Below are 14763 nucleotides of genomic sequence, written 5' to 3' on the forward strand. Positions count from 1 at the left end.
AGTGCTCAGACGTGCTGGCCGCCATTGATGTGGATTTCCGAGCCCGTCACATAGGACGCCTGCTGCGAGCACAGGAAGAAGATGATGTCGGCGACTTCCGAGGTGGCGCCAAGGCGCCTGAGTGGGATCGTCTCGACGATCTTGTCGGTGCCAGGCGACAGAATCGCGGTGTCGATCTCGCCCGGCGCAATCGCATTGACGCGGATGCCGTGCGGGCCGAAATCATGCGCCATCTCGCGCGTCAGCGAGCCGAGCGCCGCCTTCGAGGTCGCATAGGCGGTGCCGGCGAAAGGATGCACGCGCGTGCCGGCGATCGAGGTGACGTTGACGATCGAGCCTTTTGCTGCAGCAAGCTCCTTGAAGAGGCCCCGCGCGAGCATGATCGGCGCGAAGAAATTGACCTGGAACACGTCGCGCCAGACATGCATCGGCGTGTCGATCGAATCCATGCGGCTGTTGCCGTCCTTGAGCTTCGGCGAAATGCCGGCATTGTTGACCAGCGCGTGCAATTGCCCGCCATGCGCTTCCAGCCGGTGACGGATCTCCGAGACGGCGATGCCGACATCCTCCTGGTCGGCGAGATCGACCTTGATGTGGTCCTCTGGGCCGGCTGGCCACGGGCAATCCTCGGCAAAAGCCTGGCGCGAACAGGTGATGACCCGCCAGCCCTCACGCGAAAAGCGCTTGACCGTGGCATGTCCGATGCCGCGGCTGGCTCCGGTCAGCACGATGGTTTTTCTGGTGTCGGTCTCAGCCATGTCTGTCACTCCGGCCGGAGATGTAGCCGAATGCCGCGAAGGTGGCGAGAGGCCGAATTGTCACCGCAGCTCTCATATGAGGAACGGATTGCCAGCTCGCATTTGGTTCGAAGCTAGAATGACGAGCCGCTCAGCCGCCGCCGAGAATATCCAGGATTGAGGTTTTCCGCTTCTTGGTCGGGCCGCCGACGCTGCCCGGCGGTACCGGATGCTTGATCGAGGCCGTGGTGCCGCCGTCGCCCGGCATGTTGAAACCGTCGGCATCGACGGTTTCGGCCGGACGGCGGACCGGTGCTTGTGCGGGTACAGCAGCAGGTGCCGGTGCGGCAGCAGGCTCAGAACGGCTGACGGCCACGGCAGGCAACGGCGCCGCCTGATTGTTATCGACTGACGGAATATCGTCGGGCACGATGGTGTCGGGCGGCGTCGACTTCCAGGTGCCGGGCAGCGGCCGGACCGGCACACCTTCATGCGCGGCCACCATGAACTCGTGCCAGGCCTGTGCCGGCAGCGCGCCACCGGTGACCTTCTTCATCGGCGTGCCGTCATCGTTGCCGAACCACACGCCGGTGGTGAGGTTTGCGGTGTAACCGACGAACCAGGCGTCGCGCGAATTCTGGCTGGTTCCGGTCTTGCCGGCAGACGGCCAGGCGAAGGCCGCCTTCTTCGCCGTGCCGATCTCGACCGTGCCGGTCATCATCGAGTTCATCATGCCGACAATGTTCGGCTTGACGACGCGCGGCGCGCTGCCGCCATTGTCGTCATAGAGCACCTTGCCTTCGGTCGTGGTGATGCGGCGGATGAAATGGATGTCGGGCTTGTAGCCGCCATTGGCGAACGGCACATAGGCCGATGTCAGCTCCAGCGGCGTCACTTCCGAGGTGCCGAGCGCGATCGAGGTGTTGGCGATCAGATCGGATTGGATGCCCATGCGATGCGCCGCCTCGACCACCGCGTCGGGGCCGACCTCCATGGTTAGCTGTGCCGCGACGGAATTCAGCGACTTCGCCAAAGCGGTCGCCAACGTCACCTTGCCGAAATACTTGCCGCCGTAATTGTCCGGTGTCCACTTGCCGATCTTGATCGGTGCGTCGTTGCGCACGCTGTCGGGCGTGCGACCAGCTTCCAGCGCGGCCATATAGACGAACGGCTTGAAGGCCGAGCCCGGTTGACGGCGTGCTTCGGAGGCGCGGTCGAACTGGCTGGTCGAATAGTCGTAGCCGCCGACCATGGCGCGCACGGCGCCGGAATTGTCGATCGAGACCAGCGCGCCCTGGCTGACATTGAGCTTCTTGCCGCTCTCGTCGATCAGCCGGCGGATCGACTCTTCGGCGAGCTTCTGCAGGTTGAGGTCGACGGTGGTGTCGACGACGATGTCGCTGCGCACGTCGCCGATCAAATCGGGCAGCTCTTCCATGATGGTGTCGGCGACGTAGTTTTCCGAACCGGTCCAATAGGACGGCGCGCGCGTTGCCGGCGCGCTCATCGCCGAGGCCAGTTCCTTGGCGCTGATCTTGCCTTCGTCGCGCATGGCGGCCAGCACCAGCTGCGAGCGCTCCTCCGCCGCCTTCGGATCCCGCGCCGGCGACAGCCGCGACGGCGCCTTCAAGAGGCCGGCGAGAAGGGCCGCCTCCGAAAGTGTGACATCGCGCGCGCTCTTGCCGAAATAGCGGCGCGAGGCCGCCTCGACGCCATAGGCGCCCGAGCCGAAATAGACCCGGTTGAGGTACATTTCGAGGATCTGGTCCTTGGTATGCTTGTGCTCCAGCCACAGCGCCAGCAGTACCTCCTGCACCTTGCGCTCCAGCGTGCGGTCGGGCTTCAGGAACAGGTTCTTGGCCAGCTGCTGGGTCAGCGTCGAGCCGCCCTGCGAGAAACGGCGGCCCAGAACGTTGGTCACCATGGCGCGCGACAGGCCGATCGGGTCGATGCCGAAATGCGAATAGAAGCGGCGGTCCTCGATGGCGATGACGGCTTCGGGAATGTAAGGCGACATTTCGTGCAGGCCGACCGCCTCGCCGCCGCTCATGCCGCGGTTGGCAAGCAGTTGCCCGTCGACCGAGACGATCTTGATGTTGGGGGCACGGTCGGGGATCGACCAGGTGGTCGCCGCCGGCATCTTGGCGCCGTAATAGACGACGATGCCGGCCACCGCGATGCCGCCCCAGATGCAGAGCACGAAGCACCAGTAGAACATCCGGGCCATGACGCCGAACAGCCCGCGCCGGGCTTTGCCGCGCCGGCCGCGCGAGGATGATTTTGCTCTGGAGGTTTTGCGCGCCGTGGAGGATTTGCGATTGCCCGGCACGACGCGATCCTCCTCGTTCACCGAGAAACCGGCCGCGGATTTCGCCTTTGGCGATCCCTCGAAGCTGGGTTCGATGCGACTGTCTCTGCGGTTCGCCATGCGTTGCGCTGTCTTCCCGGTGTCAATGGCGCTCGGGTTGGAGGGTAGATGCGGCGGTTTAAGGGCGCGTTAAAGCAGGGTTTATGCACCCTTCTGAAATTCCTCAAGAATTTCTAAAATCCGCTGCCGCTGGCTAACAGGCGTCGGCAACGCGGTACTTTGGCGGGTGCCCGAGATCACTGTTCAAACAGTTTGACGGATCTTGTCTCGCAACGCGGCGGCGACAAAGGCCGATCGGGTGACCCCCAACCGATTGGCTGTTTCGTCAGCCTCGGCGAGCAAACCGGCATCCAACGAGATATTGGCCCGGGCCGGACGGCCGGCATCTCGGATCAAGGGCACGGACATCAAGATAGCGCCAGCGGCGAGCGCTGCTCGAACCTCAGCATCTTCTAAAAGCGCGTCGACTTTGCGAGGAGTGGGGATTTTACGGCCGTCCGCGATTTCTTCAGCCACCCATTCGGCCAACGCGGCCATAGCGTCCTTTACAGCCTCGTCCCGGCTTTCCGACTGCGCGACGCAGCCAGGAGCATCGGGAAACGAGACGCCGACAAAGCCGTCGGCAGCATCCACGAGTGCGACATAGCGAGACATATCTAAGAACTTTCCTTATTCCGATTTTGCAAGCCGTTAGGCCCAACCTGCCGCCTGGGCGATAGACCGAGCTACCAACGGCGTCAGAGTCCTGTGGCGAGGAACCATGATCGTCGGCATTCCGTCCTTTTTGTACTTGTCATGCTTCGTGCCGCCGACGTTCTTCCAGCCTTCCCTCTCGAGCCGGCCCTTAACTTTGGCGGTGTTGGTTTCGTTCATTTCTCGGCTCAACTATGTGCAAATCTTTGCACATAGTGGAAACGGAAGTCAATCTCGTGTGCAAATATTTGCACAAGGCAACTCCCAAATCGCCGTAAAATACCTGGATGACAAATCAGCGCCACCCGCAGGCGGACATCATCAATTCTGTTGGATCGAAATGCCGTTATCGTCGATCTTCAGCTCCACGCCCTTTGGCTTCGTCTGCTCGTGATAGACATAGATGCCGAGCGCAATGACCACGACCAAGAGCGCGCCGATGAGGAGATAGAGGATGTTCTGCTTCATGGCGCGCCCTTGTTTTTGTCGAACTTCAAGCTCGCTTCAGAACTTTGACCAGCACCAGCAGGATGACGGCGCCGATCGTTGCGTTGATGATGGCAGCCAGAATGCCGCCGCCGATAGCGAAGCCGAGCCTTGGAAACAGCCAGCCGGCGATCAGGGCGCCGATAACCCCGACGATGATGTTGCCGATAAGGCCGAAGCCGAAGCCCGAGACGATGAGGCCGGCGAGCCAGCCGGCAATGGCGCCGATTATGATGAAGATGAGAAGGCTTTCGATGCCCATGACGCGTTCCTCCAGGAAGAGAGGCTACGGAGCGGAAGGCCCCGAATCGGCCTCGATATCAACGACTTCAGGGTATGCGAAAGCAGTTGCACCCGCCAGCGGCGCTCATTGATCGTCGTCATCGTCGCTGGAGACTGGCCGCCAGCTGGTCGGGTCGACCTTTTTCTGGGTATCGCTGTCGGTGTAGACCCACCAGGCGCCGTCGCGATATTGCCCGACGGATTCGCTGACGACGCCGGCGCCGTCCTTCCACAGAACAGTGACCTTGGATCCATCCGTCGGGGCGGTCGCTATCGGTTTGCGGTCTGCCACGTCATCCCCCTCATTGAGTCGACAGAACGCCACGACGCGTGTCTGGTTGCAAGGCTGCCGGAAGCGTTATCCGAAGGCCATCAGCTGTGGGCAAAAATATCCTCTTCGTCCCAACCCATCAAATCGAGCTTGGCACGCGTCGGCAGGAAGCGGAAGCAGGCGTCGGCTTCCTTGGTGCGCCCGTCCCGCGCCAGGCGTCCAGCCAGCACCTCGCGCAGACGGTGCAGATAGAGAACGTCGGAAGCGGCATATTCGAGCTGTTCGGGCGACAGGGTCTCGGCCGCCCAGTCCGACGATTGCTGCGCCTTCGACAGGCCGACGCCAAGCAGTTCGAAGCAGATGTCCTTCAAGCCGTGCCGGTCGGTATAAGTGCGGGTCAGCCGCGAGGCGATCTTGGTGCAGAACACCGGCTCCGGCATGACGCCGAAGGCGTTGTAGAGCACGGCGAGGTCGAAACGGCCGTAGTGGAACAGTTTCGATATGCCGCGGTTGCGGAGCAGGCTGACGAGGTTCGGCGCTTTCTTCTGGCCGGGCGCGATCTGGATCACGTCGGCCGAGCCATCGCCGGGCGAGATCTGCACCACGCACAGCCGGTCGCGGTGCGGGTTCAACCCCAGCGTCTCGGTATCGATGGCCACCGCGTCGACATTGTAGTGGGCGAGGTCGGGCAGATCGTTCTTGTGGAAGCGGATGTCGGGCATGGTTTTCTCCGGATCGCGGCGTAACTCGTCCTCGCCGCGATCCGCTGAAAAATCAACAAGAAAACTTCCCAGCCTCCTCAGCGCGTCAGCGCATCGAGAATGCGCGCCCAGGAGCGCTGGCCCTTGTGGAAGGAGGTCAGCTCGTATTTCTCGTTGGGCGAGTGGATGCGGTCGTCGTCGAGGCCGAACCCGACCAGCAGCGATTCCATGCCGAGATAGGTCTGGAAGTCGCCGACCACCGGTATCGAGCCGCCGCTGCCCGTCGTCACCGCTGGCTTCGGCCATTCATCCGACAGCGCAGTCTTGGCCTTGGCCAGGAATGGCGAGTCGTAGGAAAGCTGAATTGCCGGCCCGCCGCCATGCGGGTGGAATTCGACCGAACAGTCCCCGGGAATGCGCGCCTTGACGAATTTCCGGAACGCGGCGCGGATCTTCTCGGGGTCCTGCTTGTGGACGAGGCGGAAGGAGATTTTGGACGACGCTTCCGCCGCGATCACCGTCTTGAACCCCTTGCCGGTATAGCCGCCGATGATGCCGTTGAACTCGGCCGTCGGCCGCGCCCAGGTCAGTTCCATCACCGAGCGGCCTTTTTCGCCCGACGGGATCGAGAGGCCGATCGGTCCGAGGAAGGTTTCGGCGGTCTCGCCCAGAGTTTCCCATGATTTCAGGATCTGCGACGGCGTTTCCTCGACCCCGTCATAGAAGCCGGGAATGGTGATGTGGCCGTTCTCGTCATGGATGTCGGCGAGGATTTTCGCCAGGATGCGGATCGGGTTGGCGGCGGCGCCGCCATAGAGGCCCGAATGCAGGTCGCGATCGGCAGCCTTGACCGTGACCTCCTCGCCGACCATTCCGCGCAGCGAAACGCAGATCGACGGCGTTTCGCGGTCCCACATGCCGGTGTCGCAGACCAGAGCGAAATCGGCCTTGAGCTCATCGGCATTGGCCTCGAGGAACGGCTTGAGCGACGGCGAACCGGACTCCTCCTCGCCCTCGAACAGGATGGTGATGCGGCAGGGCAGATTGCCATGCACCTGCTTCCAGGCGCGGCAGGCCTCGACGAAGGTCATCAGCTGCCCCTTGTCGTCGGCCGAGCCACGGCCGGTGATTACCTTGTGACCGGGCTCGATCTCCTTGACCGCCGGCGCAAACGGGTCGTTCTCCCAAAGCTCGATCGGATCGACCGGCTGCACGTCGTAATGGCCGTAAAACAGCACATGCGGCGAACCGGCGGGGCCTTCATGGTGCGCAACCACCATCGGGTGTCCCGGCGTGTCGCGCACCGAAGCGTCGAAGCCGATCAGCTTGAGGTCCGCCACCAGCCAATCGGCGGCCTTGCGGCAGTCGGCGGCATAGTGGGAATCGGTCGAGATCGACTTGATGCGGAGCAGGCCGAACAGGCGCTCCAGGCTCTGGTCGAGATTTTTGTCGAGACGGTCGAGGACGGAGGAAATGGTGGACATTACTGCGGGCCTTTCTTTTCGGTGCCGGGACCGTAAAGGCAGCGCATCAAAACGAAAAGCCCGCGATCGTTGGACCACGGACCGTAAACACTTGTCAGAAGGCAAAAAAGAACCGCCGTGGTGGAGGGGAACCACGGCGGTCTTTTACTCGAAACGATGCGGCAGCCCGGAGAGGGGGGATAGGCTGCCGCAATTGTCCGGGATAGGCGGGGGACGGGCCTTGCTCCGGACTCGGCGAAAACTGCCGATGACCTTTATTTGTGTCTCGGATCGTGGCGTTTCAAGGGCACAAAAATTACACTTTTGTAACATAGCCGTGAGCGCCGAGGCAAACAGCAGCAGGACCTATCGGCAGGCAGGCTCTGTCAGCATGTCGCCGCAACACCTGTTGGAAGCCCGCCTTTGCCATGGACCGCGCCGTCCTGCCGCGCTATCCCTGCCGGCATGAAAAAAGGCGACCATCTCTTCCTTATCGACGGCTCCGGCTACATCTTTCGCGCCTATCATGCGCTGCCGCCGCTGACCCGCAAATCCGATGGGCTGCCGGTCGGCGCGGTCTCCGGCTTCTGCAACATGTTGTGGAAGCTGATGCAGGACGCCCGCAACACCGATGTAGGCATCGTGCCGACGCATTTAGCGGTCATTTTCGATTATTCGTCGAAAACCTTCCGCAATGATCTTTACCCGGAATACAAGGCCAACCGCAACGCACCGCCCGAAGACCTGATCCCGCAATTCGGTCTGATCCGCCAGGCAACCGTGGCCTTCAACCTGCCTTGCATCGAGATCGAAGGCTACGAGGCCGACGACCTCATCGCCACTTATGCCAGGCTGGCGTGCGAGGCCGGCTGCGACACCACTATCATCTCCTCTGACAAGGATCTGATGCAGCTGGTCGGACCCACGGTCGGCATGTACGACCCGATGAAGGACCGCCAGATCGGCATCCCCGAAGTCATCGAGAAATGGGGCGTGCCGCCGGAAAAGATGATAGACCTGCAGGCGCTGACCGGCGACTCCGTCGACAATGTGCCGGGCGTACCCGGCATCGGGCCGAAAACGGCGGCGCAGCTTCTGGAACAGTTCGGCGACCTTGACGGGCTGCTCGCCCGGGCCAGCGAGATCAAGCAGGACAAGAGGCGCGAATCCATCATCGCCAATGCCGACAAGGCGCGCATATCGCGCCAGCTGGTGACGCTGAAGAACGACGTGCCGGTGACCGACGGGCTCGACGATTTCGTGCTGCATGCGCCGGATGGGCCGAAGCTGATCGGCTTTCTCAAAACCATGGAATTCACCTCGCTGACCCGCCGTGTGGCCGAGGCGACCAGCACCGAAGCCGGCGATGTGCAGGCTGTCGCCGTCACCGTCGAGCGCGCCGACACCGCGCACGGCCCCGATGTCGGCTCCGGCACACCGGTGCCTGCGGCAACACAGGATGAAGCCAAATCCGAAACCGCAAGGGCCGGGGACGCGCCTTCGCTGCTTGCCGCACTTCGCCTGGAAACGGCCGCCGCGGCCAAAATCGATCCTGCCGCCTATGTCGCCATCCGCGACACGGCAACGCTCAAGACCTGGCTGGCCCAAGCCAAGGAGACCGGAACCGTCGCCTTCGACACCGAAACCACGTCTTCCGATCCGATGCTGGCCGACCTCATCGGTTTCTCCCTGGCGATCGGCCCCGGCCGCGCCGCCTATGTGCCGCTCGCCCACAAGAGCGGCGCTGGCGACCTGCTCGGCGGCGGCACGCTGGAGAACCAGATTCCGGTCCGCGAGGCGCTGGCGCTGCTGAAGCCGTTGCTGGAAGACAAATCGGTGCTCAAGATCGCCCAGGACGCCAAATACGACATCGTCGTCATGAGCCGCCACGGCATCGATATCGCACCCTTCGACGACACGATGTTGATTTCCTATGTGCTCGACGCCGGCACCGGCCACCACACTTTGTCCTCGCTTGCCGACAAATGGCTCGGCCATGCCACGACGCCGCTCAAGGATCTCGCCGGTTCCGGCAGAAGCTCGGTCGGGTTCGAGCAGGTCGACATCGACCGGGCGACCGCCTACGCCGCCGGCCATGCCGACGTAGCGCTGCGGCTATGGCAGGTGCTGAAGCCGCGACTTGCCGCCAAGGGCCTGGTTTCGGTCTATGAACGGCTGGAACGGCCGCTGGTGCCGGTGCTGGCGCGGATGGAACAGCGCGGCATCTCAGTCGACCGCCAGATCCTGTCGCGGCTCTCCGGCGAGCTGGCGCAAGGCGCCGCACGGCTGGAAGAGGAAATCTACGGCCTTGTCGGCGAGCGCATCAACATCGGGTCGCCAAAGCAACTCGGCGACATCCTGTTCGGCCGCATGGGCCTGCCCGGCGGCTCCAAGACCAAGACCGGGCAATGGTCGACCTCCGCGCAGCTTCTGGAAGACCTCGCCGCCGAAGGCCACGAACTGCCGCGCAAGATCGTCGACTGGCGTCAGCTGACCAAGCTGAAATCGACCTACACCGACGCGCTGCCCGGCTTCATCCATCCCGACACCAGGCGCGTGCACACATCGTATGCGCTGGCCGCAACGACGACGGGCCGGCTGTCCTCCTCCGATCCCAATCTGCAGAACATCCCGGTGCGCACCGCGGAGGGACGCAAGATCAGGACGGCCTTCATCGCCGACAAGGGCCAGAAACTGGTCTCGGCCGACTACAGCCAGATCGAACTGCGCGTGCTTGCCCACGTCGCCGAGATCCCGCAGTTGAAGCAGGCCTTCGCCGATGGAGCCGACATCCACGCCATCACCGCCTCGGAAATGTTCAACGTGCCGGTCGAAGGCATGCCTTCCGAAGTGCGCCGCCGCGCCAAGGCAATCAATTTCGGCATCATCTACGGCATCTCGGCCTTTGGGCTGGCCAACCAGCTGTCGATCCCGCGCGAGGAGGCCGGCGCCTACATCAAGAAATACTTCGAGCGTTTCCCCGGCATCCGCGACTATATCGAGGCAACAAAAGCCTATGCCCGCGAGCATGGCTTCGTCGAAACCATCTTCGGCCGCCGCATCCACTATCCTGAGATCCGGTCGTCAAACCCGTCGATCCGTGCCTTCAACGAGCGCGCCTCGATCAACGCCAGGCTGCAAGGCACCGCTGCCGATATCATCCGCCGCGCCATGGTGCATATGGACGAGGCGCTGGAAAAGGCCGGCCTGTCCGCCCGCATGCTCTTGCAGGTGCATGACGAATTGATCTTCGAGACGGTTGAAGCGGAAGTCGAGGCGACGATCCCCGTGGTGCGCAGGGTGATGGAGAACGCGCCGATGCCGGCCATCTCGATGTCGGTGCCGCTGCATGTCGATGCCCGCGCAGCGAACAACTGGGACGAGGCGCATTAGCGCCGGATACGCCGCGATCCTTCACACCCCCCTCTGCCCTGCCGGGCATCTCCCCCGCAAGGGGGGAGATCAGCCGCCACTTCCGGTTTCGCCAATCTCCGACGTTGCTGCAATGGGCGCAGCGCTTGAACTGCCAATCTCCCCCCTTGCGGGGGAGATGTCCGGCAGGACAGAGGGGGGTGCTGTCCCGCCAGCGTCGAAACGTTAGGCAGCCTCAGCCAGGCACTTGGCACACGTCCCTCGAAACTCGATCACCGCCTTCTTCGCAGCAAACCCGGTCGAGCGCACCCATTCGTCCAGCCGATGGTCGACGTCATGGTCGGACATCTCCATCACCTGCCCGCATGTGTCGCAGATAGCGAAGGCTGTCATCGAATGCGTATGGTCGTGCGGTTCGGCGCAGGCGACGAAGGAGTTGAGGCTTTCCAACCGGTGCACGAAGCCTGACTTCACCAGGCTGTCGAGCGCCCGGTAAACCTGTAGCGGCGCGCGGAAACCGCGCTCGCGCAGCTGGTCGAGAAGCGTATAGGCGCTGAGCGGTCCGCTGGCGGCCTCGAGCTTTTCGAGCACGCTCAGCTGATTCTTCGTCAGCACATCCCTTGCCGCCATGATCCCGTTTTCCGATCGTTTAGAGCATGATGCCGAAAAGTGTGGAGCGGTTCTCGGACGACATCATGTTCTATCTGTTTGATCCAGCGCCGCTCGCAAATCATTTCTGCCATGCGACGGTCTCAATTCCCTTGAGATAGCGATGAAGCGGGCTTTTTGCCACTGTTTCCGTTATCGCCATCGACACCATGACCACCACCGCCGATTGAAGGCACCGACCACATTCAAAATACTGACAAAATTCGCGACGAAAGGTGCCGCACTTGCAAATTCGATCGGGCTTGGGGAAGCAATTATGATCAAACTGACACGACGGACGCTGCTCGTCGGCACGTCGGCGCTTGTGGCTGCCGGTACGGTCTCGTTCCGCGCCCTCGCCGCCTCGCGCACCTATCACGCGCTGCTGGTTGCCTGCACCGACTATCCGAACCTGCCGCAGAAGAACTGGCTGATCGGGCCGAAGAACGATGCCGGCCTAGTGCGCGACTATCTCCTGAAGAACACGCCCGATCCGGTGAAGTTCTCGGCCGAGAACGTGATCCTGCTCGCCAAGGACGTCGAAGGCGCCAACGGCCCGCCGACGCATGCGGCGATCAAGGCCGCTCTTGCCGACCTCGCCGGCAAGGTGCAACGCGACGATTTCGTCTATCTGCATCTGTCGGGCCACGGCGCCCAGCAGCCGCAAGCCAAGGCCGGTGACGAGACCGACGGCCTCGACGAGATTTTCCTGCCGTCCGATATCGACAAATGGATCAACCGCGAAGAGGGCGTGCCGAACGCGCTGGTCGACAACGAGGTCGGCGCCGCACTCGACGCCATCCGCGACAAGGGCGCCTTTGTCTGGGTGGTGTTCGACTGCTGCCATTCCGGCACCGCGACGCGCGCCGCGGAAGTCGATGACGAACTGGAGCGCAAGGTCGAGTTCGCCGACCTCGTCGGCGGCGACGACGCGGCGAGAGCAGCCGCGGTGAAGGCCTATGACGACATCTCGGCAAGCGCATCGCGCGGTTTCGACGAGAATGGCGGCCGCAAGCCGGCCTTCAACCTGACGCCGACCGGCGCAGAGCCGATCGCCAGGGGCAAGCTGGTCGCCTTCTATGCCGCGCAGACGGTCGAGACGACGCCGGAAATGCCGCTGCCCAAGGGCACGCCCGACGCGCCGCGCTTCGGCCTGTTCACCTTCACCATCCTGTCGAAATTGGCCGAGAACCCCAACGTCACCTATCGCCAGCTCGGCCAGGCCGTGCTGCAGCAATATTCGGCCGACGGCCGCACAAGGCCGACGCCCCTGTTCGAGGGCGAACTGGACGCCCGCGTGTTCGGCACCGACAAGACCGACGCCGTCATGCAATGGCCGATTGCCGTCAAGGACGGCGATGTCGCGATCGGCGCCGGGCTGCTGCAGGGTCTGACCCCCGGCAGCAAGCTCGCCATTTTGCCTTCGGCGCTGTCGAAGCTCTCCGACGCCGTCGGCTATCTCGAAGTGAAATCGGCAAAAAACCTCGAATGCCAGCTCGCACCGGTCGAATTCGACGGCAAGCCGGCGCTTGCGCCGACGGCGGTGCCCGCCGGCGCCTATGCGCGCGTTGCCGAACTCGCGGTCGACTACAAGCTGCTGGTGGCAAAGCCGGCGCCGACCGCAGGGCTCGAAAAGGAAACCGAGCTGGTCAATTCGGTTCTGGACGAATTGGTGGCGAAGCCGAAGTCCGGCTTCCACATCGCGCTGGTCGAGCCCGGCAAGAGCGCCGATCTGCGGCTTGCGGTGCTGCGCGAAAAATCCATGGACGGCGCTGCCGCCAACGCCAGCGACGAACCGGCGCTGTGGTTCCTGCCGGCGTCCGGCGACATCAGCTTGAAGGACGGCAGCAAGCCGCCGCGCATCGTCATCCATCAGGATGGCCGCGACAAGCTTGCGGAAAACACAGCCAAGACCCTGACCACGATCTTCCGCGCCACCGGCCTGTCGCGGCTCGCCGCGGCGTCCGACTACCGGCCGGACGAGGTCAGCGTCCAGTTCCTGATCAAGCGCCAGGACAGCGATGTGCTGGAGCCGATCGAATCCTCGACGGTGCCGCGCGTTTCGCCGGGCGATCAGGTACACATTGCGGCCAGGAACGAGTCCGACGAGTTCGTCGACATCAACGTGCTCTATATCGGCAGCGACTATTCGATCACCCACATCGTCGCCGAGCGGCTGGCGCCGATCAACCAGCAGGCCGATCAGGGCCTGAAGGAAGGGCTGCTCGCCTTCACCGACACCAGCTTCGGCATGGAGCGCATGATTGCCGTGCTGACCGAGGCGCCGCCGCAGAGCGAGAAAGAGGACCTGAGCTTTCTTGCCCAGGAAGGCGTGCGCGCCGTGACGCGTGCCGCATCGGGAACGCCTGGTTTTTCCGACATGCTGGCCGACATCGGCATGGCGCCGGCGACGCGCTCGGTGATGCGGCTTGCCGACAAGAGCGGTCCCAAAGGCGCGGTGATGATCTTCCCGATGGAGACGGTGCCCCGCGCCTGACCTGACATCGCTTCGCCGGCTCTTGCCGGCGTGATATATGAACATTCCCGGCTCGCGACACTTCTATGCGCCGCGGCTGGATGCAACAGATGAGGACATCAGTGACTATCCCCGTGCTCTCCTGGCGTGCAGCGACGGCCGGCCTTGCCGGCAGCCTGTTGCTGATTGCCAGCGCCTCGGCGGACGAGAATTGCGGCCTGTGCGCCAAGCAGATCGTCACCAATTCCGAGCTCGCCACCTGCTTTCTCGACCAGTACGACCAGATCGCCAAGACCGGCAACACGGCCGTTGTCGTCGATCTCTCCAGCTGCGCCTCGCGCGGCGTGGTCGAGCCCTTGCCGTCACCAAGCAAGGCGGCTGCCGAACCGGACGTGCAGTTCATGATTTCGCGCACGCAGCTCGATTGCCTGAAAAAGAAGCTGGAGACACCTGGCATCGTGCTCGATCCCACCGCCATTATCCAACTGGACAGCTGCGGGTGAAAAAGCCGGGGGGCACTGCAACGCAAAAATCGCCGGCCACATCGGCGCCGGCACCGGCCAAGAAGCCGGCGACCTTGCCCGAAACCACCGAAGGCTTTCCGTGGCCGAGCAGTCACGAGATCAAGAAGGAAGCCAACCCGTTCACCGACCGCGACTGGCGCATGCTGATCTACGCCTGGTCGGGTCTCGCCGTGCGCCTGGCGATCATCTTCACCCTGGGCTTCTCGGTCTTCCAGTTTCTGGCAAACCAGGAACAGAAGCGCGTCGAGCAGACGATGTCGCTGGTCGAGCTCTGGGAAAGCAAGGATTTTCAGCAGGCGCAACGCGCGCTCAAGGAGCGCCTGTCGGCACTCAACGCCAAATACGACAATCTGCTCAGCGCCACGCCGTCGCCGACCGAGGAACAAGTGTTTCGGCAACGCATCGGGATCGAGGCCATGACTGCCGGCGGCGGCACCATGCCGATCGCCGACTTCAACGACAATTTCGATCGCATCGTCTATTTCCTCAATCGTCTCTCGATCTGCGTCGAGGGCAAGCTCTGTTCGCGCGATGTCGCCGATGCCTATTTCCGCGACTATGCGGTGTCGTTCTGGAGCTATTTTGCCGGCTACATCGAAAAAGAACGCAAGGCCGGTTCCGCCAATTATGCCCAGGCGATCGAGAATTATGTGCGTCACGGGTCGCCGCCGCCCACCGACTCCAAATAGCGGCGCAACAAGGTGCCGGGCAGCTCCCATCCCTTGCGTGCTATCCGGTGGCT

14 protein-coding genes are annotated in these 14763 nt (G+C 63.0%); 4 read left to right on the forward strand and 10 right to left on the reverse strand.

Annotation, left to right across the window (positions count from 1 at the left end):
• Nucleotides 1-5 precede the first annotated feature (5 nt).
• The 9 genes from ACYG9V_RS30370 to ACYG9V_RS30410 form a co-directional block, all read right to left on the reverse strand.
• The gene (locus tag ACYG9V_RS30370) at nucleotides 6-758 is read right to left on the reverse strand and encodes an SDR family NAD(P)-dependent oxidoreductase (protein ID WP_023669777.1); all 753 of its coding nucleotides are present in this window, start codon (nucleotides 756-758) and stop codon (nucleotides 6-8) included.
• A gap of 130 nt (nucleotides 759-888) precedes the next feature.
• Nucleotides 889-3165 carry a transglycosylase domain-containing protein gene (locus ACYG9V_RS30375; protein WP_352762630.1) on the reverse strand — a complete coding sequence of 759 codons (2277 nt, stop codon included), beginning with the start codon at nucleotides 3163-3165 and terminating at the stop codon, nucleotides 889-891.
• Nucleotides 3166-3348: 183 nt separating this feature from the next.
• On the reverse strand, nucleotides 3349-3759 hold the full coding sequence (locus tag ACYG9V_RS30380; protein WP_352762632.1) for a type II toxin-antitoxin system HicB family antitoxin: 411 nt from the start codon (nucleotides 3757-3759) through the stop codon (nucleotides 3349-3351).
• Nucleotides 3760-3795: 36 nt separating this feature from the next.
• Complete coding sequence (locus tag ACYG9V_RS30385) at nucleotides 3796-3978, reverse strand: hypothetical protein (RefSeq protein WP_023733598.1); 183 nt, start codon at nucleotides 3976-3978, stop codon at nucleotides 3796-3798.
• 141 nt (nucleotides 3979-4119) lie between these two features.
• A complete protein-coding gene (locus ACYG9V_RS30390) occupies nucleotides 4120-4266 on the reverse strand; it encodes a hypothetical protein (RefSeq protein WP_352762634.1) in 147 nt (48 codons plus the stop codon).
• 25 nt (nucleotides 4267-4291) lie between these two features.
• Nucleotides 4292-4546: a GlsB/YeaQ/YmgE family stress response membrane protein gene (locus tag ACYG9V_RS30395; RefSeq protein WP_023814764.1), complete on the reverse strand. Its 255-nt coding sequence runs from the start codon at nucleotides 4544-4546 to the stop codon at nucleotides 4292-4294.
• A gap of 105 nt (nucleotides 4547-4651) precedes the next feature.
• Nucleotides 4652-4858: a hypothetical protein gene (locus tag ACYG9V_RS30400; protein ID WP_023683046.1), complete on the reverse strand. Its 207-nt coding sequence runs from the start codon at nucleotides 4856-4858 to the stop codon at nucleotides 4652-4654.
• 80 nt (nucleotides 4859-4938) lie between these two features.
• Complete coding sequence (locus ACYG9V_RS30405) at nucleotides 4939-5559, reverse strand: ribonuclease D (protein WP_023698188.1); 621 nt, start codon at nucleotides 5557-5559, stop codon at nucleotides 4939-4941.
• 77 nt (nucleotides 5560-5636) lie between these two features.
• The gene (locus ACYG9V_RS30410; RefSeq protein ID WP_352762637.1) at nucleotides 5637-7022 is read right to left on the reverse strand and encodes a M20/M25/M40 family metallo-hydrolase; all 1386 of its coding nucleotides are present in this window, start codon (nucleotides 7020-7022) and stop codon (nucleotides 5637-5639) included.
• A gap of 444 nt (nucleotides 7023-7466) precedes the next feature.
• Between ACYG9V_RS30410 and polA the strand changes: the two genes are divergently transcribed.
• Nucleotides 7467-10394 (forward strand): DNA polymerase I, encoded by a 2928-nt coding sequence (gene polA, locus ACYG9V_RS30415; protein ID WP_352521630.1) that lies wholly within the window; start codon nucleotides 7467-7469, stop codon nucleotides 10392-10394.
• 204 nt (nucleotides 10395-10598) lie between these two features.
• On the opposite strand, the gene ACYG9V_RS30420 is transcribed toward polA, so the two are convergent.
• Nucleotides 10599-11003 carry a Fur family transcriptional regulator gene (locus ACYG9V_RS30420; protein ID WP_023669789.1) on the reverse strand — a complete coding sequence of 135 codons (405 nt, stop codon included), beginning with the start codon at nucleotides 11001-11003 and terminating at the stop codon, nucleotides 10599-10601.
• A 295-nt stretch (nucleotides 11004-11298) separates the two neighbouring features.
• Here ACYG9V_RS30420 and ACYG9V_RS30425 point away from each other — a divergent pair, with 295 nt between their 5' ends.
• The 3 genes from ACYG9V_RS30425 to ACYG9V_RS30435 all read left to right on the forward strand — a co-directional run bounded on the left by ACYG9V_RS30425 (nucleotide 11299) and on the right by ACYG9V_RS30435 (nucleotide 14710).
• Nucleotides 11299-13518 (forward strand): caspase family protein, encoded by a 2220-nt coding sequence (locus tag ACYG9V_RS30425; protein WP_023691987.1) that lies wholly within the window; start codon nucleotides 11299-11301, stop codon nucleotides 13516-13518.
• An 89-nt stretch (nucleotides 13519-13607) separates the two neighbouring features.
• Nucleotides 13608-14000 carry a hypothetical protein gene (locus ACYG9V_RS30430; RefSeq protein ID WP_031207749.1) on the forward strand — a complete coding sequence of 131 codons (393 nt, stop codon included), beginning with the start codon at nucleotides 13608-13610 and terminating at the stop codon, nucleotides 13998-14000.
• Nucleotides 13997-14710, forward strand: a complete 714-nt coding sequence (locus ACYG9V_RS30435) for a DUF4760 domain-containing protein (RefSeq protein WP_023712320.1) — start codon at nucleotides 13997-13999, stop codon at nucleotides 14708-14710. Before ACYG9V_RS30430 ends, ACYG9V_RS30435 begins: the two co-directional genes overlap by 4 nt.
• Nucleotides 14711-14763: the final 53 nt, after the last annotated feature.

The organism is Mesorhizobium sp. W016 (genome assembly GCF_054719485.1).

Bases quoted from the DNA above. Each gene is read 5' to 3' on its own strand.
- ACYG9V_RS30380 (WP_352762632.1), bottom strand. From the start codon at position 3,759: ATGTCTCGCTATGTCGCACTCGTGGATGCTGCCGACGGCTTTGTCGGC.
- ACYG9V_RS30385 (WP_023733598.1), bottom strand. From the start codon at position 3,978: ATGAACGAAACCAACACCGCCAAAGTTAAGGGCCGGCTCGAGAGGGAA.
- polA (WP_352521630.1), top strand. From the start codon at position 7,467: ATGAAAAAAGGCGACCATCTCTTCCTTATCGACGGCTCCGGCTACATC.
- ACYG9V_RS30390 (WP_352762634.1), bottom strand. From the start codon at position 4,266: ATGAAGCAGAACATCCTCTATCTCCTCATCGGCGCGCTCTTGGTCGTG.
- ACYG9V_RS30405 (WP_023698188.1), bottom strand. From the start codon at position 5,559: ATGCCCGACATCCGCTTCCACAAGAACGATCTGCCCGACCTCGCCCAC.
- ACYG9V_RS30425 (WP_023691987.1), top strand. From the start codon at position 11,299: ATGATCAAACTGACACGACGGACGCTGCTCGTCGGCACGTCGGCGCTT.
- ACYG9V_RS30420 (WP_023669789.1), bottom strand. From the start codon at position 11,003: ATGGCGGCAAGGGATGTGCTGACGAAGAATCAGCTGAGCGTGCTCGAA.
- ACYG9V_RS30430 (WP_031207749.1), top strand. From the start codon at position 13,608: ATGAGGACATCAGTGACTATCCCCGTGCTCTCCTGGCGTGCAGCGACG.
- ACYG9V_RS30395 (WP_023814764.1), bottom strand. From the start codon at position 4,546: ATGGGCATCGAAAGCCTTCTCATCTTCATCATAATCGGCGCCATTGCC.
- ACYG9V_RS30370 (WP_023669777.1), bottom strand. From the start codon at position 758: ATGGCTGAGACCGACACCAGAAAAACCATCGTGCTGACCGGAGCCAGC.
- ACYG9V_RS30375 (WP_352762630.1), bottom strand. From the start codon at position 3,165: ATGGCGAACCGCAGAGACAGTCGCATCGAACCCAGCTTCGAGGGATCG.
- ACYG9V_RS30410 (WP_352762637.1), bottom strand. From the start codon at position 7,022: ATGTCCACCATTTCCTCCGTCCTCGACCGTCTCGACAAAAATCTCGAC.